Genomic DNA, 21,599 nt, shown 5'->3' with positions numbered 1-21,599 from the left:
TCAGGCCAGGACCACCTGGTCGCCGTCGACGCGGACCTGCACGGCGCGCAGGCCGGAGGTGGCGGGGCCCTTCTTGACCTTGCCGTCCGCGGCGGCGAACTGGCTGCCGTGGGAGGGGCAGGTGATGGTGCCGGCGGACGGTTCCGCGACCATCGAACCCTGGTGCGGGCAGGTGGCGTCGTAGGCCTTGACCTCGGTGGCCGAGATGCGGGCGACGACGATCTTCTTGCCGCCGGGTGCGTCCACGACGGCGCCGCCGCCCTCGGGCACGTCGGCCAGCGCGACCAGCGCACCTCCCGCCGCACCGGTCGAGCCGGTGGAGCCGGTGGAGCCGGTGGAGCCGGTGTTGCCGCTCCCCTGCTGGGTCGGTGCGGTGCCGGACGACGTGCCGGGTGAGCTGCAGGCCACGAGGCCGCTGGGCACGGCGAGGGCAACCGCGATTCCGCACAGGGCAGCCCGCCTGCTGACTGGGCTTTCGGTGGTCACGACCGATCCTCCGTGGTGGGTGGTGTTCGGGGTCACACCACAGCAGTACGCGATCCGGGCGGCGGAAGTTCAGCGACGGGCCGGATGCACAGCAATTCCACAGGTCTCAGGCGAGCAGCAGGTCATCACCGGACAGGGTGATGGCGACCTCGGTCAGGCCGGACGTCGCGGGTCCTCTGCGGACGGCGCCGGTGGCCGGGTCGAAGGTGCTCCCGTGCAGCGGGCAGGTGATCACGCCGGCGGCGGGCGGGTTCACCAGGGAGCCCACGTGCGGGCACGAGGGGTTGAACGCCCGGTACTCACCCGGCCGGGGCTGCACGACGAGGAGCTGGGCGTTGCCGGGCATGTCCACCAGCACGCCGCTGCCCTCGGGCACGGACGACGCGGGGGTGACCCGGTCCCCCGCACGGGCGGTTCCGACACCGCCCGTCTTGCGCGGCGCAGGCTCGCCACACGCACTCAAAGCCGCGACGAGCCCGCACAACAACACTGAACGACGGTCCACGGGTGCCGATTATCGGCGCTGGTCCTCCGCGACGGCCGTCCGGGCCAGGGCGAGCACTGCGGTGAACGGCGGGAACCAGTGCCGCGAGTGCGACGGCGGGTTCGCCCACCGCAGGGAGCCGTACCTGGTCATCGTGGGTGGCAGCGCGATCCGGTGGGGCGAGCGCACGAACTGGACCTCGGCCGGGGCCTTGAGGTGCGTCGGGAGCAACGCGACCAGCTCGGCGAGGAAGATCCAGTGCTCGCGGGGGCCGGGGATGACGGTGACCGGTCCGGCGAGCATGCGCGACTTCAGGTCGGCCAGCACGCGCGACCCGATGCGGGCCGGCATGGCGAGCGCGGTGGTGGCGGGCCCGAGGGGCAGGAACACGCCCTGTTCGGTGACCTGCACCTGCCAGCCGAGCAACCGGTAGCCGGCGACGGCCTCCCCGATCGCCCGGTCGTGTGCCCTGTTCTGTGGGACACCGGCTTTGCCGGTCTCCGCGGTCGTGAGGCTCATCGGCGGTCGTCCTCCCCTTCGGGTGGGTCAGGCACTCGGTCACGGGGATCGACCCGCGACCCGACGATGTGCAGGGTGCTTCGCACTTCGCGTCAGCACCACTCGCCCGGTGCATGGGCTTCATGCAGCGGACGCATGAAGCTCATCCGCCGGGCGGGGGTACCGGGGGTGCGACACGCGTACCCATTACGTCTTATGCATGAGATGGATGGACTGACGATCACGGCTCCGTACACTTGGTAATCGCTCAGTGACGGGAGCGATGCCGATGGATGCCGCGAGACCCAAGTCCAGGCGCGCCTGCCCGTGTGGGGCGTTCATCGCCGCCGACAACACCGACCGGTTGTGCCACCGGTGCCGCCGCAACGCCCGTTCCGGTGTGCACGGCCCTCCCGCGGTCCCCGACGACTTCTGGGACCACCCCTCGGTCGCGGCCGCCTGCACCGACCGCGACATGGGCGCGTTGATCTCCGCGTACCGCCACCACCCGCACCACCTCAGCCGGGTGTCCCAGGACCGCATGGCGGCGTGGCTCGGCATCAGCCAGGCCCAGCTCTCGCGCTACGAGTCGGGTGAGAACCCGATCGACCGCCTCGACCGGTTGCGCCACTTCGCGCTGGTGCTCGGCGTGCCGGGCGAGCGGCTGTGGTTCGACCGGGTCGTCATCCCAGCTCAGGTGGGTTCCCCCGGTTCGGGCCCACCGGATGTGCTCGCCGCCCCGTGGGAGGCGACGAGCATTGCCCGTTCGGTCGAGGAGACGGCGAGGAGCGACTTGGCGATCAGCAGACGAGCGGCGCTCACGGGAGCGGCCGCGGTGACGGTGGGGTCCGCACTGGTCGAGCCGTTGCAGCGCTGGCTGCACCCGTTGCAGAACCTGTCGCGGTGGTCGTCGCACTCGGCGATCAGCGAGGAGGAGCTGGCGGCGTTGCAGCAGGTCGCGGACGGCCTGCGCGGCTGGGGCGGCCGCGGTGGTTTCGGGCTGGCGCGCAAGGCCGTGCTGGGTCAGCTCGACGAGCTGGCCGAACGGCTCCAGCGCGCCCCCGCGGGCCCGTTGACGGAACGGGCGTTCTTCATCGGCGCCGAGCTGTCGAAGGTGGCCGCGAGCATGTCGTTCGACGCGGGCCTGCACAACGCGGCCCAGCGCTACTACGTGCTCGCCATCCGGATGGCGAAGGCCGGTCAGAACGACGGTTTCGCCGCGTTGTGCCTGGCCGCGATGGCCCGGCAGATGTTCGACCTGGGCCGCCCGGAGGACGGTCTGGAGCTCGTGCAGCTCGGCCAGTACGGCACCCGCCGCACCGGCACGCCGACGTTGAAGGCCCTGCTGCTCACGCGCGAGGCCTGGGCCTACGCGCAGCTGGGCAAGGTCCGCGAGTTCCACCAGGCCGTCGGCATGGCGCAGGACAGCTTCGCGCAGCGCGACTCGTCGCACGAGCCGGACTACCTGCACAGCTTCGACGAGGCCGAGTTGGAGGGCGTCATCGGCGCCCGCTGCCGCGACCTCGCGATGCATGACCCCTCTCAGGCCGTGTACGCCGAGCAGCACATTCGGCGTGCGTTGGAGCTGAGGGACCCCTCGAAGGTGCGCAACCGCGCCTTCGACGTGATCGGACTGGCGCGCACCAAGATGGTCGCGGGAGACCCGGAGGCGGCGTGCGGGTTGATCAACGAGGTCCTGCCGACGGCGGCGAAGCTCTCCTCGGGCCGGGTGCTGCGCAAGCTGGAGGACTTCGCGAAGGAGGCGGCACGGCACCGCCACATCCCCGCCGTGCAGGACACGCGCGACGCGATCAGGGCGATTCGGACCGCCTGATGCGCGTCGGTGTCACCGGTCACAGCAACCTGGTCCCCGAGTGCGTCCCGGCCGTCCGCGCCGCGCTGTCGGCGGTCTTAGCCGGCTTGGGCCGGCCGCTGGTCGGCGTCACGTGCCTCGCGCCGGGCGCCGACCAGGTGTTCGCGCGCGCGGTGCTGGACCTGGGCGGGCAGGTGGAGGTGGTGCTCCCGGCGCTCGACTACCGCGACCGGCTCAAACCGCACCAGGTCGCCGAGTACGACGAGCTGCGGTCGGCCGCGACGGTCGTCAGCGTGCTGCCGCACATGACGTCGGGCCGGCTTGCCTACGTCGCCGCGAACGAACGCGTGCTGGCCTCGGTCGAGCTGCTCGTGGCGGTGTGGGACGGGGTGCCGGCGCAGGGCAGGGGCGGCACGGCGGACGTGGTCGAGCAGGCACGGGCGTCCGGGGTGCCGATCGAGGTCGTGTGGCCGCCGGAGGCGCGCAGGAAGTCGTGAGCACGGGGGTGGGGCCGTGCCCGGGGTTGCGCTACGCCACCTGAGCGAAGTTCGTCGGCAACCGGACCAACTCGTCGCGCAGCCCTACCCACACCCCGCCCCCGTTGATCACGCTTCCGGGACATGGCAGCCGATCCGTTCGCCCGCTTGGCCGACCGCCAGCACTCCCTGCGAACAGCACTGCGCGCACTCCAGGCGACCCACCCCGGCAGCCCCGAGCTCCCCGCCCTGCTCGCCGACACCGACCGGGAGGTCCAGGCCGTCGTGCAGGCGCGCAGGGACGTCGAGTCGGCGCGGCTCACCGTCCCGAACCGGGTCGTCGCGGCCGTCACGGCGGTCGCGGCGCTGACCGTGGTCATCGGGTGGTTCGACCCCTGGTCGCTGGTGTCGGTCGTCCTCGCGCTGGCGGTCGCGGCCGCGGTGCTCGTGGACCCCACCGGCACGCGGCTGTGGGAGCCGCGGGCCCGCACCGCCGCCATCTCCGCCGCGCTCGCGGGGGTGCTGCTCACCCCGGTCCTGCGCGGGTGGGCGGCACTGGCCGTGGTCGCGGGTGGCGTGTGGTGGGCGTGGAGGACGCTGCGGTGAACATCGACCCGGTCAAGGCGCTCGGCGACAAGGTCGAACGGCTCAGGAAGGACCTCGGCACCCTCACCGCGCGCCTCGACGACGTCGAGACCGCGGGAGCGCAGCAGCAGCTCAGCGCCACCAACCAGATCAGGGACAACAACCGCAGGCTCACCGGGACCAACAACCGGGTGAGCGAGCTCGCCGAGAGCGTCCACCGGCTCGAGCGCCTGCTCGTCGCGCTCAACCGCAAGGTGCGGGCGGGGGTGGCGGAAAGGGCCGACTTCGACGACTGGCCCGGCATCGACCAGACGCTCGTCGACACGATCCTCGCGGGGCAGGACGCCTACGCGCGCAAGACGTTCACGCCGCAGGAGGCGCAGGACACGCGCAAGCTGATCGCGCGGTACGACGCCCGGCTCGCCGAGGCGATCGACGCCGCCGAGGGGCTCACGAACCTCCCGGCGAACGCGGAGTCGTTGTGGCGCGCCAAGTACGCGCGGTGGCAGGCGTTCGGGAAGCTCGGGCGGCGGCCGCCGGCACCGGACGACGAGGCGCACGCCGGGGACGCCGCCGCACGGTCGCAGGGCAACGAGGCGGTCGCCGAGGCACGCCGGCAGATCCGCGAGCGCATCGAGGACGCGGTCGCGCGCGACCTGCTGTTCCCGGCGTGGTTCGAGAACGCGCTGGGACCCGCCGCACCACCGGGGTGTGCGGACGACTGGCTCTGCACGGCAACGGACGTGGTGTTGTACCGGCTGTTGCACGGCGTCGACAGCCCGGCGGACGCGCTCGGCCCGGCACCCCGGGAACAGGGGCACCGCAGGACCTTGCACGACCGGCTGGTCGGCGAGTGCGCGGAGTACCGCAGGGCGTGAGCACAGGACCGGACAGGGCGCCTCTGTCCGGTCACGCGCTCATGCGGTCAGGCGGATCAGGCCAGTTCGAGGCTGAACCGCTGCTGCGCGTCGTCCACCACCAGCACCTTCACCTGCACGGTCGAACCGACCTCGGCCTGCTGACCGTGCAGCAGCCCGTGTGCCCCGGCGGGGTGCTCGACGAACGAGCCGAACGGGACGGTCGAGACGACCTTCCCGGAGAAGACATCACCAACGTTGGGAAGCATTGCGCATCACCTCCTCTCCCGTGCGCAGTTCCCCTTGAGAACGGAGGAAGCGCGGGGGTGGAGGGGCCCTGATCAAGTCAGGGCCGGGCAACCGTTCCGCTCACGGCACAGGGCCGACCCGGCAGTCATACCGGGAAGACTAGCCACTTCCCGCGGTTGTCCGCAATGGAACTTAGACTTCCGCCCATGCTGGAGACGTCCGCACGGCTGCTGAAGCTGCTCTCGTTGCTGCAGGTGCGGCGCGACTGGACGGGCCCGGAACTCGCCGGCCGGCTCAGCGTCGACGTGCGCACGATCCGCCGCGACGTCGACAAGCTGCGCAGTCTCGGCTATCCCGTCACGTCGCTTCCCGGCGCCACGGGCGGGTACCGGCTGGGGGCGGGTGCCGAGCTGCCGCCGCTGCTGCTGGACGACGACGAGGCGGTGGCCGTCGCCGTAGGACTCAGGACCGCGGCGAACGGTACGGTCGCGGGCATCGAGGAGACGTCGGTGCGCGCGCTCACCAAGCTGGAGCAGGTCCTGCCGAGCCGGTTGCGCAGGCGCGTCCAGGCGTTGCAGGCCCACACCACTCCCCTGGTCGCGGGCGGGCCGGTGGTCGACGCGGCGACGCTCACGGTCATCGCCGCCGCCTGCCGGGACCACCAGCAGCTGCGGTTCACCTACGCCGCCACGCACGGCGAGCCCGCGAAACGGCTCGTCGAGCCGCAGGGGCTCGTGCACACCGGCCGCCGCTGGTACCTGGTCGCGTGGGATGTGTCCAAAGAGGACTGGCGGACGTTCAGGGTCGACCGGATCACCGAGCAGCCGGCGCTCGCGGCCCGGTTCGCGCCGCGCGAACCGCCTGCCCCCGAGCTCGGCGAGTTCGTGTCGCGTCAGGTCGCGTCGAGCGTCTACACCTACCAGGCCGTGCTCACGGTCCACGCACCCGTGCGGGCGGTCGCCGAACGTTCGACGCCCACCTCGGTGTCGCTGGAGGCGATCGACGACGACACGTGCCTCGTGCGCACCGGCGCCGAGTCGCTCGACCGGATGGTGTTCTTCCTGCTGTACCTGGGTTTCGACTTCGAGGTGCACGAACCGCCGGAGCTCAGGGACCACATCGGCACGCTCATCGACCGCATGCGCACCGCGATCGGGGTCCGGGGATGACGGCCACGACCGACTTCGCCACCGCGGTGGACCCGTACCGCCGCGAGCTGCTCGCGCACTGCTACCGGATGCTCGGCTCGCTGCACGACGCCGAGGACCTGGTGCAGGAGACGTACCTGCGGGCGTGGAAGTCCTACGACCGGTTCGAGGGCCGGTCGTCGGTGCGCACCTGGCTGTACCGGATCGCCACGAACGCCTGCCTCACCGCGCTGGAGAGCCGCGCCCGCCGGCCGTTGCCGTCCGGGCTCGGCACCCGCGGCGCCACGCAGGACGACCCGCTCACCCAGGACCACGAGGTGCCGTGGCTGGAGCCGTTCCCGACCGACCCGGCGGCGATCGTCGCGGAACGGGAGAGCACGCGGCTCGCGTTCGTCGCGGCGCTGCAGCACGTGTCACCACGGCAACGCGCGGTGCTGATCCTGCGCGACGTCCTGCGGCTCAGCGCCGCAGAGACCGCCGACCGGCTGGACATGACCGTCGCCGCGGTCAACAGCGCCCTGCAACGCGCCCACGACCGGCTCAAGGACCTCAGCGAGGACCAGGTCACCGAACCGGGCGGGGCGCGGGAGCTGCTCGACCGGTGGGTCGAGGCGTTCGTGGCCAAGGACATCCCGGCGATCGTCGCGCTGTTCAGCGAGGACGTCGTGTGGGAGATGCCGCCGTACCCGCAGTGGTACCGCGGCCCGGACATGATCGCGTGGCACCTCGTGCACCAGTGCCCGGCCGTCCCCGGCAGGGCGCGCATGATCGCGACGGAGGCGAACGGCCAGCCCGCCTACGGCCTGTACCTGGCGGACGGGGACGGCGTGTTCCGGCCGTTCAACCTCCAGGTGCTGGAGGTCGGGCACGACCGGATCACGCGCGTCTCGTCGTTCTTCGACCTCAGCCTGTTCCCGCGGTTCGGGCTGCCTTCGACCGCATGAGGTCCGAGCAGGAAGCCGCGGCGGGACGAGGTCGTGGCGCGGACCGCGGGTGCGCTTGACCGACGTCAGGAGAACACCGGGCGAAACCGGGCCCTCCGCCGATCGGACCACTCGCTAGCATCGCGACCCATGGGCTGGGGGATTGTGGTCGCAGGAGCGGTCGTCGCGGTGGGCGGGCTGTTACAGGGGTTGATCGGGTTCGGGCTGGCGCTCGTGGCGGTGCCGTTGATCGCGCTGCTGGACCCGGCGCTGCTGCCGGTGCCGGTGCTGATGGTCGCCGCCGCCCACGCGTCGATGTCGCTCGCCCGCGAGTTCGGCCACGTCGACTGGCGCGGTGTGGGCTGGGCGATGCTCGGCCGGCTGCCCGGCACGGTCGTGGGCGTGCTGGTCGTCGACGCGCTCGACCCGAAGGGGTTCGGGCTGGTCGTCGGCGGCTCGGTGCTGGCGTGCGTGCTGCTGTCCACCACGACCTGGCGGCCGGTGCCGAGGCCGGGGTCGCTCGTCACGGCCGGGTTCGCCAGCGGGTCGTTCGGCACGGCCACGTCGGTGGGCGGGCCGATGGTGGCGCTGCTCTACCAGAACCAGGCGGGTCCGCAGGTCAGGGCGACGCTCGCGGCGTTCTTCGTGCTCGGCTCCGGCGCCTCGGTCCTCGCGCTGGCCGGCGCCGGGCAGGTCACCGCCCACCAGTTCTGGGCAGGGGTCGCGCTCATCCCGTTCCTCGTCGCCGGCTTCCTGCTGTCCGGGCCGCTGCGCGAGCGGGTCGACGCGGGTGGGATCCGCACGCCGATGCTCCTCGTCGCCGGGCTGAGCTCGGTCGTGCTGATCGTGCGGAGCGTGCTGTCGTGATCTGGTTCGCGGCCGCGACGGCGGTCTTCCTCTACTTCGCCCGGCCCGCGTGGGTGACGTTCGTCCTCGCCGGGCTCGCGACGATCGCGGTGCAGCCCTTCGGCCCCGGCTGGATCGGCGCGACCTCCGGGGCGCTGGCCCCCGACCTGGCCTCGCCGCGGCTGGTGATCGCCGCCGGGCTCGTCGCGTGGGCGGTCCGGCACCGCAGCTGGCGGATGGGCGCCGCGGCCGTCGTTTTCGGCGCGCTCGTGCTCTGCACCGACCGGGCGTTCATCCCGGTCCTGCTGCTCTTCACCGCCGCCGCGCTCGCCGCGGCCCCGCGCAGGCCGCTGCACTCCGGCGGGATCGTGGTCCTCGCGGTCGCGCTCGGGCTGACCTTCCTCGGTGTCCTCCCCGCCCGCCCGGTGGTCGAGGCCATGCCGGAGGTGGTCTGGATCGCGTTCGGGGTGGCCCTGCTGCTCGTCGCCGTGGCGCCGAGACCCGCCTGGGTGGCGCTCTCGATCGCCGGGTTCGGCTCGCTGGCGGCGTACACGGTGACGCTCAGCCCGATGTTCCTCACCAACCCGTGCACCCTGCCCGGAGCCGTGTGCGGCAGTGCGCCCGGCTGGTACTCCTCTGACGAACGCCCGGCACAGGTCGTCGTGTCCAGCGGAGCCACCGGGATCGGCAGCCTGGGCCGCGGCGACATGCTGACCTACACGCCCGTGTGGTTCGTCGTGGCCGCGGTGCTCGTCTGGGCGATCAGGCGCCGCAGCTGGCGGGTCGCCGTCGCGGGCGTGGCGTTCGGCGCCGTGCTGCAGGCCGCTCCCGAACACGCGGCCATCCCGGTGTTCGCCGCCGCGGCCGCGGCACTCGGGCCGCGCCGGGACCCGTTCTACCTGGCGGGCATCGGCGTGCTCGCCCTCGCGCTGGCCGACCGGCAGGAACCGTGGACGCTGGCCGTCACGATCATCGCCATCACGGCCGGCCTCGCGCTCGGCTTCTGGTCCTGCGCGCGGAAGAACGGCGCCGACGGGGCCATCGCCGTGGTCGCGCTGGCGGTGGCCCCGGTGACGCCGTTCCTCACCGCGGGAGTGCTGCTCGCAACGCCTTTGCTCAGAAGGGCTGCGTGTTGGGCTGGTACACCGAACCGTTCACCGGCGCCGTGAGGTCGACCAGGTACCTGGTCACCGCCGCGTCGGCACCCGCGGAGTCGCCCAGGATGCAGTGGCCGAACGCGTCGACGCTGATCAGCCGCGCGTTGCCGAGCTGCTGGGACATGCGGCGGGCGAACTCGTACTGCGTGGCCGGGTCGTAGTAGTTGCCGACCACGACGACCGGGTTCTTGGTCTTGCGGTGCCACGGGCCGATCCAGCGGTCCGGGTTGCGCGCCGGCCACGTCGGGCAGGTCAGCGCGTCCGAAGCGGCCTGGTAGCGGCCGAACGTGGGCGACTCCTTCTCCCACTTGGCCGCGGTGGACGCCCAGGTGCGGGTCGTCCTGGCGAACGGCTTGTCGATGCAGTTGACCGCGTAGTACGAGTCGTCGCTCGTGTACGGGGTCTCCGGCAGGCCGCGCACGTCGGCCAGGCCACCGTTGTTGTTCAGCGCGGGAACGTCCACAACGGACTGGACGCTCATCGTCTGCGCGGTGGCCGTCGCCGCGGCCGGGTTCTGCGCCGCGTGGATCGACTGCAGCCACGTGGCGAGCGCCTTGAACGTGGCCGGGTTGTACAGGTTGCTCGCGGTGCGGCCGACGACGTCCGTCAGCGTCACCTGCGTGCCGTCCGGCAGCGTCGTCGGGCCCTTGCGCAGGGTCTCGCGGATGCCGTCGAACTTCTTGCGGGCGTCACCGGCGAACGCGCACTTGGCGGTGCCCTCGGCGTCGCAGCGCTTGAGGAACGCGTCGAGCGCGATCTCGAAGCCCTTGGCGCGCTGGCGGTCGTACTCGGCGCCGTTGGTCAGGCGCAGCTTCGGGTCGACGTTGCCGTCGAGCACGAGCGCACGCGACCGCTCCGGGAAGATGTTCGCGTAGGTGGCGCCGAGCAGCGTGCCGTAGGAGAAGCCGACGTAGGTCAGCTGCCGGTCGCCGACCGACTCGCGCAGCACGTCGAGGTCGCGGGCGACTGCCTCGGTCGACATGTGGTTGAGCAGCGGACCGGCGTTGATCCCGCAGTAGTCCGTGTAGGCCTTCGACTGGCGGATCGAGCTCTCGATCTCCGCCTTGGTCGTCGGCAGGGCGAACCAGCCCTCGTTGACCGCGTCGGCCTCCTCCTGGGTGCGGAAGCAGCGCAGCGGGGCGCTGCGGCCGACACCGCGCGGGTCGAAGCCGATGAGGTCGAACTTCTCGAGGACCTCCTGGCTGAAGAAGCTCGCGCCGAACGCGCCGTAGATCAGACCGGCGCCACCGGGGCCGCCGGGGTTGATGAACAGCGAGCCGATCTTCTTCGCCGGGTCGGTCGCCGGCCGCTTCATCATGATGATGCCCGTCTTGTCACCGCGCGGACGCGAGTGGTCGACGGGAACTTCCTGGATGGCACAGCTGACCCTGGTGCGTTCGGCAGCAGGGATCGAGGCGAGCACATCCGCCGCGCACGGCCCCCAAGCGGCGGGTCTGACTGCTGCGGCGCCGGGCTGGGCGGAGGCGGTGCTCGCGCCCAGACCGGAGGCGATGGTGCCGAGCGCGAGCGCCGAAGCGAGCGCCGCGCGGCCGGCACGGGTGGCAAGGGAAGACGTCACCGGTGCAGCCCATCACTGCGGGCGCACCGTTTGTACCCGCCTATCGGAGGGTTGTCGGCTCAGATCGCCCGCGCCAGCGAGACGGCGAAGCGGTCCCGCGAGTCGGTCCACCACCGGTGCAGGGTGAACCCGGCGTCCTCCAGCTCCGCGCGCACCCCGTCCCGCCGGAACTTCGCCGACACCTCGGTGCGCAGCTCCTCGCCCTCGCGGAACTCCACCGCCAGGCCGAGACCGGCGAGCGTGACCGTCATGGCGCGCGTGGCGCGCAGCCGCATCTCGATCCATTCCTGCTCGCTGTTCCACATCGCCACGTGCTCGAACGCCGCGACGTCGAAGTCGCCGCCGAGCTCGCGGTTGAGGACGTTCAGGACGTTGCGGTTGAACGCGGCCGTCACGCCCTGCGCGTCGTCGTAGGCGCGCACCAGCGTCTCGCGGTCCTTCACCAGGTCCGTGCCGAGCAGCAGCCACTCCCCCGGCCGCAGCACGTCGCGGACGGTGTGCAGGAACTTCTCCCGCTCCTCGGGGATGAGGTTGCCGATCGTGCCGCCCAGGAACGCGACCAGGCGCGGTGACACGCCCGGCAGCAGGCCCAGGTGCTGGGTGAAGTCGCCGACCACACCGTGCACCCGCAGGCCGGGGTAGTCGGCGATGATCGCGTGGGCGGCCTCGGTGAGCGCGGACACCGAGACGTCCTGCGGCACGAACTCGGTCAGCGTGCCGTGGTCGCGCAGGGCGCTGAGCAGCAGCCGCGTCTTCTCCGACGACCCGGAGCCCAGCTCGACCAGCGAGTGCGCGCCGGTGGTCGCCGCGATCTCACCGGCCCGCGCGGCGAGCACCTCCCGTTCCGCCCGCGTCGGGTAGTACTCGGGCAGGCGGGTGATGTCCTCGAACAACGCGCTGCCGGTCGCGTCGTAGAAGTACTTCGGCGACACCCACTTCGGGTCCGCGGTCAGCCCGGCGCGCACGTCGGCGCGCAGGGCGTGCACGGCGTCTTCCGGTTTGAGGTGAACGTCCAGCACCGGCTCGGTCATGCGGGTCGAACCTCCACAGTGGATGGATCGGCGAGGACGACGTGGTGGTCGGGGATCTCCCGCCACGCCGCGTCGGCGTCGAGCGGTTCGGAGGCGAGCGTGACGCTCACGCCGTCGTGGCGGACCCACAGCGAGTGGGTCCAGGTGGTGCCGACGACGACCGAACCGTCGGTCATCAGGAAGTTGAGGCGTGACCCCGGGGCCACGGCCTCGACCTCGTCGCTGAGTTCAACAAGGGCGTCGGCGGGGTTCTTCCCCGCGGCCAGCGCCCGTGCGGCGAGCGCCCACAGCAGTGCCGAGTCGGTGGGCGCGTCGAGGGTGAGCAGGTCGGTCACCGGTAGCGTCCTCGCGAGGTCCTCGACGCTGTGCGGCCAGCCCGTGACGCGCCCGTTGTGGCTGAACAGCCACGTGCCGTCGGTGAACGGCGCGCACGCCGCGTCCGCCACCGGCATGCCGGTCGTGGCGTTGCGGACCGCGGCGAGGACCGCGGTGGACTCGGTGCCGCTGAGGGCGCGCAGGTTCGCGTCGCTCCACAGCGTGCCGGCACGGCGGTAGCGCACCGGGCCGGGGAACCAGCCGACGCCGTAGCCGTCGACGTTGACCGAGCCCCCGCCGCGCATGTCCCCCGGTGCGTACGACTGGTGCTCCAACGAGTGCGGTGCGTCGTACAGCAGGCCGGACAAGGGCACGGCGGGGCCCAGGTACGCCAGGTGGCGGCACATCGCCTAGGCGTCCCTGGCGCAGCGGAAGCCTGCGAAGATCTGCCGCCGGACCGGGTAGTCCCAGTTGCGGAACGTCGCACGGACCGCGGAGGAGTCGGTGCCGAACGAACCGCCGCGCAGCACCTTGTAGTCGGGTCCGAAGAAGACCTCCGAGTACTCGGGGTACGGGAAGACCTCGAAGCCCGGGTAGCCGTGGAAGTCCGTCGAGGTCCACTCCCAGACGTCACCGATCAGCTGGTGCACGCCGTGCGCGGAGACCCCGTCCGGGTACGCGCCGGCCGGTGCGGGGCGCAGGTGTCGCTGGCCGAGGTTCGCGTGCCGTTCGTCCGGTGCCGCGTCACCCCACGGGTACCGGCGGCTGGTGCCGGTCGCCGGATCGTGCCGTGCGGCCTTCTCCCACTCGGCCTCGGTCGGCAGCCGCTTGCCCGCCCACGTCGCGTAGGCCTGGGCCTCGTGGAAGCACACGTGCACAACGGGTTCGTCCGGCACGATCGGCTCGGTGACACCGAACGCGGTGCGGCTGAAGCTCGTGCCCTCGCGGTGCCAGAACCGGGGTGCGGTGAGCTTGGCGCGCGTGCGGTGCACCCATCCCTCGTCCGTCCACAGCCGACGGTCGGAGTACCCGCCGGCGAGGACGAACTCGGCGTACTCGCCGTTGGTGACCGGGGTGGTGTCGATGAAGAACGGGTCGACGTGGACGGTGTGCGCGGGGCGTTCGTTGTCCAGGGCCCACGGTTCGTCCGAGGTGCCCATCTCGAACGGTCCGCCCGGGATGAACGCCTCGGTCGCGGCGACCAGGTTCCCCTTCGGCGGAGAGGGCGCGTGCAGCACCGGTTCGCCGGTGCGCAGCTGGTGGGTGGCGAGCATCGTCTCGTCGTGCTGCTGCTCGTGCTGCACGATCATGCCGAACGCGAAGGCGTTCTCGACGAGCCTGCGGCCCTCCAGCGGGACCTCCTCCAGCACGTCGAACACCTTGCCGCGCACGTCACTGACGTACCGGCGGGCCTCGGCGGGGTTGAGCAGCGGCAGCTCCGGCCGCACGCTGCGCCCGTACTTGAACGCGTCGTAGTACTCGTCGATGTCGCTGCGCACCGGTTCACGCCCGCCGACGTCGCGGACGAGCCAGAGCTCCTCCTGGTTGCCGATGTGCGCGAGGTCCCAGACCAGCGGCGACATGAGCTTGGAGTGCTGCCGCACGAGGTCGTGCTCGTCGACGGCATCGGTCAGGGCGGTGGAACGCGCGCGAGAACGCAACAGTTCCTCCGCCACCCGCTCGCGGAGTTCTTCGGTCACAGCTTCCCCTCCAGCTCCCGGCTGATGGTGCTGATCTGCTCGTCGGAGAGACCGGTGCGGGGCAACGCCTCGATGCCGAGGGCGACGACGTCCTTCGCCGCCCGCGCGATGCGGTCGTCCGCCATCCCGTGCCGTGCGGCGACGAGCCACCGCCCGGCCGCCCGTTCCGTCGCCGCCAGCACACCGTCCACAACGGACTGGTCGCTGAACAGCGCGACGAGCAGCGCACTCGGCGCGATCCAGCCGCCCGGCGGCGGCGTGTCCAGGTACCGGATCTCGATGTACCCACGCGGCCGCACCGGCGGGAACATCAACGACATGTGGTAGTCGAGGTCGTCGCTGGTGGGGCTGCGGTCGAGCGCCCCGTCGATCCAGTCGGCGAACGTGAGCCTCCTGGGCGGGACCCAGTTCGGACCCGGTCCCCTGACGACGATCACGGGCGTGTCGACCACCCGCCGCGCGTAGGCCGCGGCCGGATCGGCGCACACGGCACTCGGCCTGGTGCGCACGGGATCCGTGCCGTACAACGTCCGCATCCGCGCGGAGGCCCAGTCCTGCCGCTGCCCGCCGAGCCCCGGTGAGTTCGCGAACAACGCGACCATCACCGGCCCGAGCTGGTGCACGGCGGCCCACCTGGCCCGCAGGTCCTGCTGTTCGCCGAAGTCGAGGCACACCTGCAGCCCGGCGGTGCTGCACATCATGGAGATGCCGTCGTGGCCGAGGCGGCCGAACTCGTGCTCCATCGCGGCGTAGCGCGGCACCCGCAGCACCCGGCTCGGCGTCCGGTGCGCGTCGGCACCCCTGTCGCCGAGGACGAGACCTTGGTCCGCGAGCAACGCGGTGAGCTGCTCGACGTCCGTTTCGACGGTGGTGAAGAGCGTGGGGAGGGAGGTGCAGGGAGGTGTGGAGATCTCGACCTGCCCGCCCGGTTCGACGGTCAGCGGCGTGCCGCTGGGAAGCGGCCTCTGCGGGCTGTCCGGAACGAGGGTCGGCGGCGCGTGGTCTCCGAGCGCCGCGGCCAACCTTCGCTGGTCCAGGGGTAACGCGGGGTCTTCTGCGTGGTGGACGGTGAACTCCAGTTCCACGCCGAACAACCTCGGAGGCCCGTGCTTGAAGCAGACCGAGGCGACGTAAGCCTCGGCCTCGGCGCGGTCAGCGAACCTGACCGGCGCCGGTTGGTCACGCAGCGCAGTCGTCACTACACACTCCCCGTGATCGGATAAGCGCATTCGACGCTACACGCGGGCATTGCGGCTCGCACGCTCTCGCGGACGTGCAAATCCTTACAGATCAACGACGTGGCGTGCGCGCACGCGTGTGCCCAGGGGGTTTGCGTGGCGGATGTGTCGAGTTGCCCGCTTCGTTCACGTTCACGCCCTGCGCCTCCTCCGCTGCTTCTACTGGCGGTGGAGTCAGCCAGATGTCGACCTCCACCATGTGCAGGCGGCCGTAGACCTGCTGGTCGACGAGGTGGCGGTGCCGTCCGCGGTCTGCCGAGGTCAGCCGGACCGTTCCCGGTCCCGGTTCTCCGCGAGCGCCGCGATGAGGTCGGTGGTCGTGCGGCTGAGCAGGAGGTCGACCACGTGGACGCCGGTCGAGACGCGCCGCCGCCACCCGAGGCGCTCGGCGAGCGCCGACAGCTTGACGAACTCGTGCGTCTCCATGGCGCAGGAGGATATTGGCGCTCACGCCGCCACCGGGACAGGCCAGGCCGGAGATCCACTCGAAAGGATCACACGGATGGAGCTGTCCAATCCGTACGTACGGATTGGATTTCCGGTCCCCGTCCTGGGACCATCTACCGGTGCCCAGGGTCAGCCAGGACCACCTAGACGCCCGCCGTCGCCAGATCCTCGACGGTGCGCGTGCTTGCTTTGCGCGCCACGGCTACGAGGGTGCCACGGTACGCCGTCTCGAAGAGGCCACGGGACTGTCCCGCGGTGCGATCTTCCACCACTTCCGGGACAAGGAGTCGCTCTTCCTCGCCCTCGCGGAGGACGACGCGCTGCGGATGGCCGACGTCGTGGCCGAGCAGGGCCTGGTCCAGGTCATGCGCGACCTGCTCGACGAGCCGGAGAAGCGCGACGAGGGCCACGCGGCGGACTGGCTGGGCACGCGCCTGGAGGTCTCCCGGCGGCTGCGCACCGACCCCGACTTCCGCGCGCGGTGGGCCGAGCGGTCCGAGCAGCTGACGGCCGCGACCCGGCAGCGCCTGCTCCGGCAGCGGGAGGCCGGCAACCTGCGCGACGACGTCGACGTGACGGTGCTGACGAGCTTCCTGGAGCTGGTGCTGGAGGGCCTGGTGTCGCACCTGGCGATGGGGCTGCCGGCCGACGACATGGAGCCGGTGCTCGACCTCGTCGAAGAAACCGTGCGCCGCCACCGCCGCAGCTCTTGAAGGTTTTTCACGTAAACCCCACTGTGGACGCATGCCGTCCTCGCTGAAGACCACCGTCCAGTTCTTCGCGCTCCGCTCTCTCGTGCGCGGCTATGCGCTGATCGGTGACCCGTACGCCGGTGTCATGGCATCACCGCCGGACCGCGACCCGTACTCGATGTACGAGAAGGTGCGCGCCAAGGGCGACATGGTGCGCAGCAAGATGGGCGCCTACGTCACGCCGTCGCGTGCGTTGTGCGACTCGGTGCTGCGTGACCCGCGGTTCGTCACGGCGACGTTCGACGAGGCGTCGATGATCCCGATCACGCTGGTCAAGGACGGCCACAAGGTCGTGAACCCGGTGCAGGACTCGTTCCTGATGAAGAACCCGCCGGACCACACCCGGCTGCGCAGGCTGGTGCAGCCGTTCTTCACCCCTCGTGCGCTGAAGGACCGCACCGCGTCGATCCAGAAGATCGTCACGGACCACCTCGACCGGCTGGACGACCGGTTCGACGTGGTGGCGGAGTTCGCGTCCCAGGTGCCGATCCAGGTGATCGCGGACCTGCTGGGCGTGCCGGACGACGACAGGGCGCTGTTCGCCCGCTGGGGTTCGTCGCTGGCCGAGACGCTCGACGGCGTCTGGTCGCACAAGCAGCTCAGGGACCTGCACGCCACGATCGTCGAGTACAACGACTTCATCGACGGGCTGATGGACGAGCGGCGGCGCAACCCGCAGGACGACATCGTCAGCCACCTGGTGACCCAGCACGCGGACCTCAGCCGCGAGGACCTGGTCGCCACCACCGGGTTGCTGCTGTTCGCCGGGTTCGAGACGACGGTCAACCTGATCGGCAACGGCGTGCTGAAGGCGTTCGAGAACCCGCACACGGTCGCGCCGCTCGCGCAGAGCCCGGAGTACGCGGAGGGGTTCGTCGAGGAGGTGCTGCGGCTCGACCCGCCGGTGCAGTACACGATCCGCTGGCCGAAGGAACGCCTTGAGCTGGCCGGCGTCTCCCTGCCGAAGGGCATGCCGGTGATGCTGCTGCTCGCGGCGGCCAACCGTGACCCGCGAGTGTTCTCCGACCCGCTCACGTTCGACCCGACGCGGTCCAACGCGCGCGAGCACCTCGCGTTCTCCGCGGGCATCCACTACTGCATCGGCGCGGGCCTGTCGCGCATCGAGGGCGCGGTCGCGTTGCACGAGCTCTTCAAGCGCTTCCCGAACCTCGCGCAGGACGGCCCGATGGCGCGGCGCAGGTCGAAGCTCATCCGCGGCGCGTTGCGACTTCCGGTTCGTGCGAACGAGCCCAAACGATCACTGGCGGTGAAGCAGACCTGACGTGGGGCGAAATTCGCGGGCGCACGTGCCCTACTTCACCTGTCCGGAGCAATGTTCGTGCCCCAATGACACATCTCCGTAGTGCATGCTTGAAGGCGAGAGGGAGACCCGCCGCACCGCCGCCGCGACGGGCCTCCCTCTCGCCTTGTGCGCCTCACTCGACGCCCGACATCAGCTTCCTGATGGCAGGGGCCGCCACGGCCAGCGCGATGCCGAAGACCACGGCCGCACCGCCCAGCGTGAGGAAGTACGCCGACGGGCTCGTCGTGTAGAACTTCACGAGCTGCGCGGCCACACCGGTGCCGGCCGAGGTCGCGAGGAACCACAGGCTCATCGTCTGCGAGGCGAACGCGCGCGGCGCCAGCTTCGTCGTCACCGACAGGCCGACCGGCGACAGCATGAGCTCACCGGCGGTCATGATCAGGAACATCAGCACCAGCCACAGCGGCGTCACCTTGCCGTCGGCCGCCGAGTTGCTCGCGAAGTACATGAGCACGAACGACAGGCCGACGAGCACGAGCGCACCGGCGAACTTGCGCGGCGTGGACGGCGCCCGCTTGCCGAGCTTCACCCACAGCAGCGCGAACAGCGGCGCCAGGGCGATGATCATGATCGGGTTGATCGACTGGAACCACGCGACCGGGAACTCCCAGCCGAACACGTGGTTGTCGACGCGGGAGTCGGCGAACTCGGCGATGACCGAGGCGCTCTGCTCGAAGATCAGCCAGAACATGGCGGCGGCGACGAACAGCGGGATGTAGGCGACGACCCGCGGCTTCTCCTCCGGCAGCGTCTTCGGGCTGCGCAGCATGACGGTGAAGTACGCGATCGGCAGGACGATCGACATGATGCTGATCATCAGGATGACGCCCTCGACGTCACCGAGGAGGTAGGAGACCACGCCGAGCGCGGCGATGGCGACGGCGACACCGGCGATGAGGCCGTAGACGCGGCCCTTCTCCTGGTGCGGCAGCGGGTTCGGCGCCACGGCCGCGGACCCGCGCAGGTGCTTGCGGCCCAGGCGGTACTGGACGAGGCCCAGCGCCATGCCGACCGCGGCGACGGCGAACCCGGCGTGGAAGCCGATGCCGTCCGCGAGCGCGCCGGTGATCAGCGGCGACACGAAGCCACCGATGTTGATCGCCATGTAGAAGATCGTGAAGCCGGCGTCGCGGCGGGTGTCGGTCTTGTCGTACAGGCCGCCGACGACCGTCGAGATGTTCGGCTTGAGCAGGCCGGTGCCGAACACGATGAAGATCAGGCCGACGTACACGCCGGTGATGCCGATCGGCAGCGCCAGTGCGATGTGGCCGCACATGATCAGGACGCCGCCGTAGAAGGTGGCGCGCTGACCACCCCACACGCGGTCGGCGAGCCAGCCGCCGGCGACGCCGGACATGTAGACCGCGGTGCCGTAGATGGCCACGACGGACAACGCCAGCGCCTTGTCGACGCCGAGACCGCCCTCGGACACGGCCGTCCACAGGTAGAGGCCGAGGATGGCCTTCATCCCGTAGAACGAGAACCGCTCCCACAGTTCGGTGAAGAAGAGCGTGGACAGGCCTCGGGGGTGGCCGAAGAAGCCCGTGTCCTGCTTGCCGGGGATGCTGGCGCTAGGGGCGCTCACGTCATCGTCCTCTCGTGTCAACGATGTCACGGCGGATCCGGTGCACATTACGCCGAACGCTCGTACTGTTTGCAATCGGGGTTGCGTCCAAGTGGCCCAACTCTCAGGCCGTCGTGCGGGGTCGGGCGGTGTTTGATGCACTGCTGGGGTGGACTTGATCCAGGCGCACGGCCTCGCAATGACGGAGTTCGACCGTCGGGTGCGGGAAATCGCCCCCGACCAGTGGGAGCTGGGTACCCCCTGCCGGGAGTGGTCGGTCAGAGATCTGGTGGGCCATCTGGTCCACGAGCAGCTCTGGGCGCCGGAGCTGCTGGCGGGCTGCACCACCGAGCAGGTCGGTGACCGGTTCGACCACGACAACCTCGGCGACGACCCGCTGGTGTCCTGGGTGGTGGCCGCGGCGGCGGCGCGCGAGGCGTGGCTGGAGCCCGACGCGCTGTCGCGGCCGGTGCACGTGTCGAGCGGGCTGCTGGACGCCGCCGAGTACTGCTGGCAGATGACGACGGACCTCGCGGTGCACGCGTGGGACCTGGCGCGCTCGATCGGCGCCGACGAGCGCATAGACCCGGACCTGGCCGCGACGGTGCTCGCGTACGTGGAGCGCAACGCCGACGAGTGGAGTGCGACGCCGATGTTCGACTCGGCCGTCCCGGTCGCTCGGGACGCGGACGACCAGACCCGCCTGATCGGACTGCTGGGACGCAAGCCGTAGCCCTTCCGGTGTGCAAGCGCCCCGCCCCGCATCCCCCTCGCCTCCTGCGAGGCGGGGCGCTCATCCCCCACTGCGCGGCCGGTGACCCCCCGGTTCCGGCCGCACCGCAAGTTCTACCGCCCGCGGCGTTGTCCGGTGTCGGCGCACGACCACCGGACAACGACCTCCGGACAACCCGCCGCCACGACGCGACGCGCCCCCTGGCACCGGATGTGCCAGGGGGCGCGGGGTGCCGGACGGATCAGCCGACGTGTGATCGACGTCCGCACCGGTGTGTGGTCGTGGGTGGACCGCCCAGGACTCTGCCAGCCGCCCGTGACCGGCACCTGAACCTCAGATGACCTTCCGCTCCAACGTGACGAGTGTGATGCCCAGCCCGTCGACGCGCTCGCTGATCTTCACGAACCCGGCGCTCTCGTACAGCCGGATGTTCTCCTCGCTGCGGGCACCGGTGAACAGCCACAGGACGTCGACCCCGCTCGGCGCGGCACCGGCGGCCGCGTCGAGGAGCTTCCTGCCGATCCCCCTGCCCTGCTGGTCGGGCGCCACGAACAGGCGGGCGACCTCCATGCGGTCCCCGTCGACGTTGCCGCGCACGCTGCCGACGAGCCGGTGCCCGTCGAACGCGCCGAGCGCGGGCTGCCCGGAGGAGATGTGGTCCCGCACCTGCGCGAGCGTCTCCACCAGCGGCGGCAGGTCCCACGCGCCGTACCGGCGGGCCTCGACCAGGTAGGCGGCCCGCTGCACGGTCATGACCTCACCCGCCCGGTCGGCGTCGAGTGCCCTGATCCGGATGCTCACGGCCCGTTGACCCCCGGCGTCCAGCTCTCCGGCACACCGCTCTCGGTGAGGACGAGCTGGTGGTCGCCGAACCCGGCGGGCGCGTCGGGCTGCCACGGCCAGTGGCCCTGCGGTGTCGGCACGATGATCTGCACGGCGGCGAACTCGGAGCCGTCGTAGAGCAGGTAGGCACTGCCGAGGAACTCCGGGTAGAAGCCCTTGTAGACGCGTTCGAACGTGATCGGCACGCCGTTGAAGAAGTCGAAGTACAGCTGCCCCGGCACGAACCGCTCCCCGGCGCTCGCCCGCTTGACGTACGCGTTGACGAGCGTCTCGCCCATGCCCTGGTCGAGTCCGATCACGACCGCCTCGGCCACCCCGAACCGCCGCCACGCGCCGACCGAGAAGACGTAGCCCGCTCCCTCGGCGTCCGGTGGCACGACGATGGTGGCGTGACCGTGCCGGTCGGCCAGGGAGAGCAGCCGGGCACGCAACTCGATGTCCTCGTCGGAAAGCACATAGGCCGCCAGCGGGCCCGCACGGGTCTGGCGGTCCCGCTCGCTTGCGGCGACGCGACGGGGTTCTTGCCCGACACCGTTGCCGCGGAGCGCCAG

24 protein-coding genes are annotated in these 21,599 nt (G+C 71.2%); 11 read left to right on the top strand and 13 right to left on the bottom strand.

What is annotated here, in order from left to right:
* The 3 genes from AB0A63_RS37005 to AB0A63_RS36995 form a co-directional block, all read right to left on the bottom strand.
* Positions 1–486 carry a Rieske (2Fe-2S) protein gene (locus AB0A63_RS37005; RefSeq protein WP_360400158.1) on the bottom strand — a complete coding sequence of 162 codons (486 nt, stop codon included), beginning with the start codon at positions 484–486 and terminating at the stop codon, positions 1–3.
* 106 nt (positions 487–592) lie between these two features.
* Positions 593–991, bottom strand: a complete 399-nt coding sequence (locus AB0A63_RS37000) for a Rieske (2Fe-2S) protein (protein WP_360400155.1) — start codon at positions 989–991, stop codon at positions 593–595.
* Positions 992–1,000: 9 nt separating this feature from the next.
* Positions 1,001–1,489, bottom strand: a complete 489-nt coding sequence (locus AB0A63_RS36995) for a hypothetical protein (RefSeq protein WP_360400152.1) — start codon at positions 1,487–1,489, stop codon at positions 1,001–1,003.
* A gap of 268 nt (positions 1,490–1,757) precedes the next feature.
* Here AB0A63_RS36995 and AB0A63_RS36990 point away from each other — a divergent pair, with 268 nt between their 5' ends.
* The 4 genes from AB0A63_RS36990 (at position 1,758) to AB0A63_RS36975 (ending at position 5,220) form a co-directional block, all read left to right on the top strand.
* Entirely contained in the window at positions 1,758–3,302 is a 1,545-nt protein-coding gene (locus AB0A63_RS36990) for a helix-turn-helix transcriptional regulator (protein ID WP_360400149.1), read from the top strand.
* A complete protein-coding gene (locus AB0A63_RS36985; RefSeq protein WP_360400146.1) occupies positions 3,302–3,778 on the top strand; it encodes a hypothetical protein in 477 nt (158 codons plus the stop codon). The genes AB0A63_RS36990 and AB0A63_RS36985 overlap by 1 nt, the downstream gene beginning before the upstream one ends.
* Positions 3,779–3,901: 123 nt before the next feature.
* Positions 3,902–4,363, top strand: a complete 462-nt coding sequence (locus tag AB0A63_RS36980; protein ID WP_360400143.1) for a hypothetical protein — start codon at positions 3,902–3,904, stop codon at positions 4,361–4,363.
* Positions 4,360–5,220 carry a hypothetical protein gene (locus AB0A63_RS36975; protein WP_360400140.1) on the top strand — a complete coding sequence of 287 codons (861 nt, stop codon included), beginning with the start codon at positions 4,360–4,362 and terminating at the stop codon, positions 5,218–5,220. The genes AB0A63_RS36980 and AB0A63_RS36975 overlap by 4 nt, the downstream gene beginning before the upstream one ends.
* Positions 5,221–5,276: 56 nt before the next feature.
* On the opposite strand, the gene AB0A63_RS36970 is transcribed toward AB0A63_RS36975, so the two are convergent.
* Positions 5,277–5,468, bottom strand: a complete 192-nt coding sequence (locus AB0A63_RS36970) for a S1 RNA-binding domain-containing protein (protein WP_360400137.1) — start codon at positions 5,466–5,468, stop codon at positions 5,277–5,279.
* 186 nt (positions 5,469–5,654) lie between these two features.
* On the opposite strand from AB0A63_RS36970, the gene AB0A63_RS36965 reads away from it, so the two are divergent.
* From AB0A63_RS36965 to AB0A63_RS36950, 4 genes are all read left to right on the top strand, one after another.
* Positions 5,655–6,617 carry a YafY family protein gene (locus AB0A63_RS36965; RefSeq protein WP_360400134.1) on the top strand — a complete coding sequence of 321 codons (963 nt, stop codon included), beginning with the start codon at positions 5,655–5,657 and terminating at the stop codon, positions 6,615–6,617.
* Positions 6,614–7,540 carry a sigma-70 family RNA polymerase sigma factor gene (locus tag AB0A63_RS36960; RefSeq protein WP_360400131.1) on the top strand — a complete coding sequence of 309 codons (927 nt, stop codon included), beginning with the start codon at positions 6,614–6,616 and terminating at the stop codon, positions 7,538–7,540. Before AB0A63_RS36965 ends, AB0A63_RS36960 begins: the two co-directional genes overlap by 4 nt.
* Before the next feature lie 129 nt (positions 7,541–7,669).
* A complete protein-coding gene (locus AB0A63_RS36955; RefSeq protein WP_360400128.1) occupies positions 7,670–8,386 on the top strand; it encodes a sulfite exporter TauE/SafE family protein in 717 nt (238 codons plus the stop codon).
* Positions 8,383–9,534, top strand: a complete 1,152-nt coding sequence (locus AB0A63_RS36950) for a hypothetical protein (RefSeq protein WP_360400125.1) — start codon at positions 8,383–8,385, stop codon at positions 9,532–9,534. Before AB0A63_RS36955 ends, AB0A63_RS36950 begins: the two co-directional genes overlap by 4 nt.
* Here AB0A63_RS36950 and AB0A63_RS36945 read toward each other — a convergent pair.
* The 6 genes from AB0A63_RS36945 to AB0A63_RS36920 form a co-directional block, all read right to left on the bottom strand.
* Positions 9,482–11,101, bottom strand: coding sequence for an alpha/beta hydrolase (locus AB0A63_RS36945; RefSeq protein ID WP_360400123.1), 1,620 nt, complete (start codon positions 11,099–11,101; stop codon positions 9,482–9,484). The two genes, AB0A63_RS36950 and AB0A63_RS36945, sit on opposite strands and share 53 nt — an antisense overlap.
* A 59-nt stretch (positions 11,102–11,160) precedes the next feature.
* Positions 11,161–12,132 (bottom strand): L-histidine N(alpha)-methyltransferase, encoded by a 972-nt coding sequence (gene egtD / locus AB0A63_RS36940; RefSeq protein ID WP_360400121.1) that lies wholly within the window; start codon positions 12,130–12,132, stop codon positions 11,161–11,163.
* Positions 12,129–12,854, bottom strand: coding sequence for an ergothioneine biosynthesis protein EgtC (gene egtC / locus AB0A63_RS36935; protein WP_360400118.1), 726 nt, complete (start codon positions 12,852–12,854; stop codon positions 12,129–12,131). The genes egtD and egtC overlap by 4 nt, the downstream gene beginning before the upstream one ends.
* A gap of 3 nt (positions 12,855–12,857) precedes the next feature.
* Complete coding sequence (gene egtB / locus AB0A63_RS36930) at positions 12,858–14,147, bottom strand: ergothioneine biosynthesis protein EgtB (protein WP_360400115.1); 1,290 nt, start codon at positions 14,145–14,147, stop codon at positions 12,858–12,860.
* Complete coding sequence (locus tag AB0A63_RS36925; protein ID WP_360400112.1) at positions 14,144–15,346, bottom strand: glutamate-cysteine ligase family protein; 1,203 nt, start codon at positions 15,344–15,346, stop codon at positions 14,144–14,146. Before AB0A63_RS36925 ends, egtB begins: the two co-directional genes overlap by 4 nt.
* Positions 15,347–15,646: 300 nt before the next feature.
* The gene (locus tag AB0A63_RS36920) at positions 15,647–15,811 is read right to left on the bottom strand and encodes a hypothetical protein (RefSeq protein ID WP_360400109.1); all 165 of its coding nucleotides are present in this window, start codon (positions 15,809–15,811) and stop codon (positions 15,647–15,649) included.
* Positions 15,812–15,951: 140 nt separating this feature from the next.
* On the opposite strand from AB0A63_RS36920, the gene AB0A63_RS36915 reads away from it, so the two are divergent.
* Positions 15,952–16,545, top strand: coding sequence for a helix-turn-helix domain-containing protein (locus AB0A63_RS36915; RefSeq protein ID WP_360400106.1), 594 nt, complete (start codon positions 15,952–15,954; stop codon positions 16,543–16,545).
* A 31-nt stretch (positions 16,546–16,576) separates the two neighbouring features.
* A complete protein-coding gene (locus tag AB0A63_RS36910) occupies positions 16,577–17,866 on the top strand; it encodes a cytochrome P450 (protein ID WP_360400103.1) in 1,290 nt (429 codons plus the stop codon).
* A 154-nt stretch (positions 17,867–18,020) separates the two neighbouring features.
* Here AB0A63_RS36910 and AB0A63_RS36905 read toward each other — a convergent pair whose 3' ends face one another.
* Positions 18,021–19,493 carry a peptide MFS transporter gene (locus tag AB0A63_RS36905; protein WP_360400100.1) on the bottom strand — a complete coding sequence of 491 codons (1,473 nt, stop codon included), beginning with the start codon at positions 19,491–19,493 and terminating at the stop codon, positions 18,021–18,023.
* A gap of 178 nt (positions 19,494–19,671) precedes the next feature.
* Here AB0A63_RS36905 and AB0A63_RS36900 point away from each other — a divergent pair, with 178 nt between their 5' ends.
* On the top strand, positions 19,672–20,205 hold the full coding sequence (locus AB0A63_RS36900; RefSeq protein WP_360400097.1) for a TIGR03086 family metal-binding protein: 534 nt from the start codon (positions 19,672–19,674) through the stop codon (positions 20,203–20,205).
* A 333-nt stretch (positions 20,206–20,538) separates the two neighbouring features.
* Here AB0A63_RS36900 and AB0A63_RS36895 read toward each other — a convergent pair whose 3' ends face one another.
* Complete coding sequence (locus AB0A63_RS36895) at positions 20,539–21,006, bottom strand: GNAT family N-acetyltransferase (protein WP_360400094.1); 468 nt, start codon at positions 21,004–21,006, stop codon at positions 20,539–20,541.
* The coding region (locus AB0A63_RS36890; protein WP_360400091.1) for a DUF4262 domain-containing protein at positions 21,003–21,599 on the bottom strand (597 nt) is incomplete at its 5' end. The genes AB0A63_RS36895 and AB0A63_RS36890, both read right to left, overlap by 4 nt.

Origin of the sequence: Lentzea sp. NPDC042327, assembly GCF_040647275.1 — a bacterium.
Taxonomy (GTDB): Bacteria; Actinomycetota; Actinomycetes; order Mycobacteriales; family Pseudonocardiaceae; genus Lentzea.
The sequence above is the reverse complement of the archived record's forward strand: the minus strand, read 5'-3'. Positions and strand labels throughout refer to the sequence as shown.

What these genes read in the sequence shown, in the direction of transcription:
- AB0A63_RS36995 (WP_360400152.1), bottom strand. Translation starts at nt 1,489, where the DNA reads ATGAGCCTCACGACCGCGGAGACCGGCAAAGCCGGTGTCCCACAGAAC.
- AB0A63_RS36990 (WP_360400149.1), top strand. Translation starts at nt 1,758, where the DNA reads ATGGATGCCGCGAGACCCAAGTCCAGGCGCGCCTGCCCGTGTGGGGCG.
- AB0A63_RS36985 (WP_360400146.1), top strand. Translation starts at nt 3,302, where the DNA reads ATGCGCGTCGGTGTCACCGGTCACAGCAACCTGGTCCCCGAGTGCGTC.
- AB0A63_RS36980 (WP_360400143.1), top strand. Translation starts at nt 3,902, where the DNA reads ATGGCAGCCGATCCGTTCGCCCGCTTGGCCGACCGCCAGCACTCCCTG.
- AB0A63_RS36970 (WP_360400137.1), bottom strand. Translation starts at nt 5,468, where the DNA reads ATGCTTCCCAACGTTGGTGATGTCTTCTCCGGGAAGGTCGTCTCGACC.
- AB0A63_RS36965 (WP_360400134.1), top strand. Translation starts at nt 5,655, where the DNA reads ATGCTGGAGACGTCCGCACGGCTGCTGAAGCTGCTCTCGTTGCTGCAG.
- AB0A63_RS36960 (WP_360400131.1), top strand. Translation starts at nt 6,614, where the DNA reads ATGACGGCCACGACCGACTTCGCCACCGCGGTGGACCCGTACCGCCGC.
- AB0A63_RS36955 (WP_360400128.1), top strand. Translation starts at nt 7,670, where the DNA reads ATGGGCTGGGGGATTGTGGTCGCAGGAGCGGTCGTCGCGGTGGGCGGG.
- egtD (WP_360400121.1), bottom strand. Translation starts at nt 12,132, where the DNA reads ATGACCGAGCCGGTGCTGGACGTTCACCTCAAACCGGAAGACGCCGTG.
- egtC (WP_360400118.1), bottom strand. Translation starts at nt 12,854, where the DNA reads ATGTGCCGCCACCTGGCGTACCTGGGCCCCGCCGTGCCCTTGTCCGGC.
- AB0A63_RS36920 (WP_360400109.1), bottom strand. Translation starts at nt 15,811, where the DNA reads ATGGAGACGCACGAGTTCGTCAAGCTGTCGGCGCTCGCCGAGCGCCTC.
- AB0A63_RS36910 (WP_360400103.1), top strand. Translation starts at nt 16,577, where the DNA reads ATGCCGTCCTCGCTGAAGACCACCGTCCAGTTCTTCGCGCTCCGCTCT.
- AB0A63_RS36900 (WP_360400097.1), top strand. Translation starts at nt 19,672, where the DNA reads ATGACGGAGTTCGACCGTCGGGTGCGGGAAATCGCCCCCGACCAGTGG.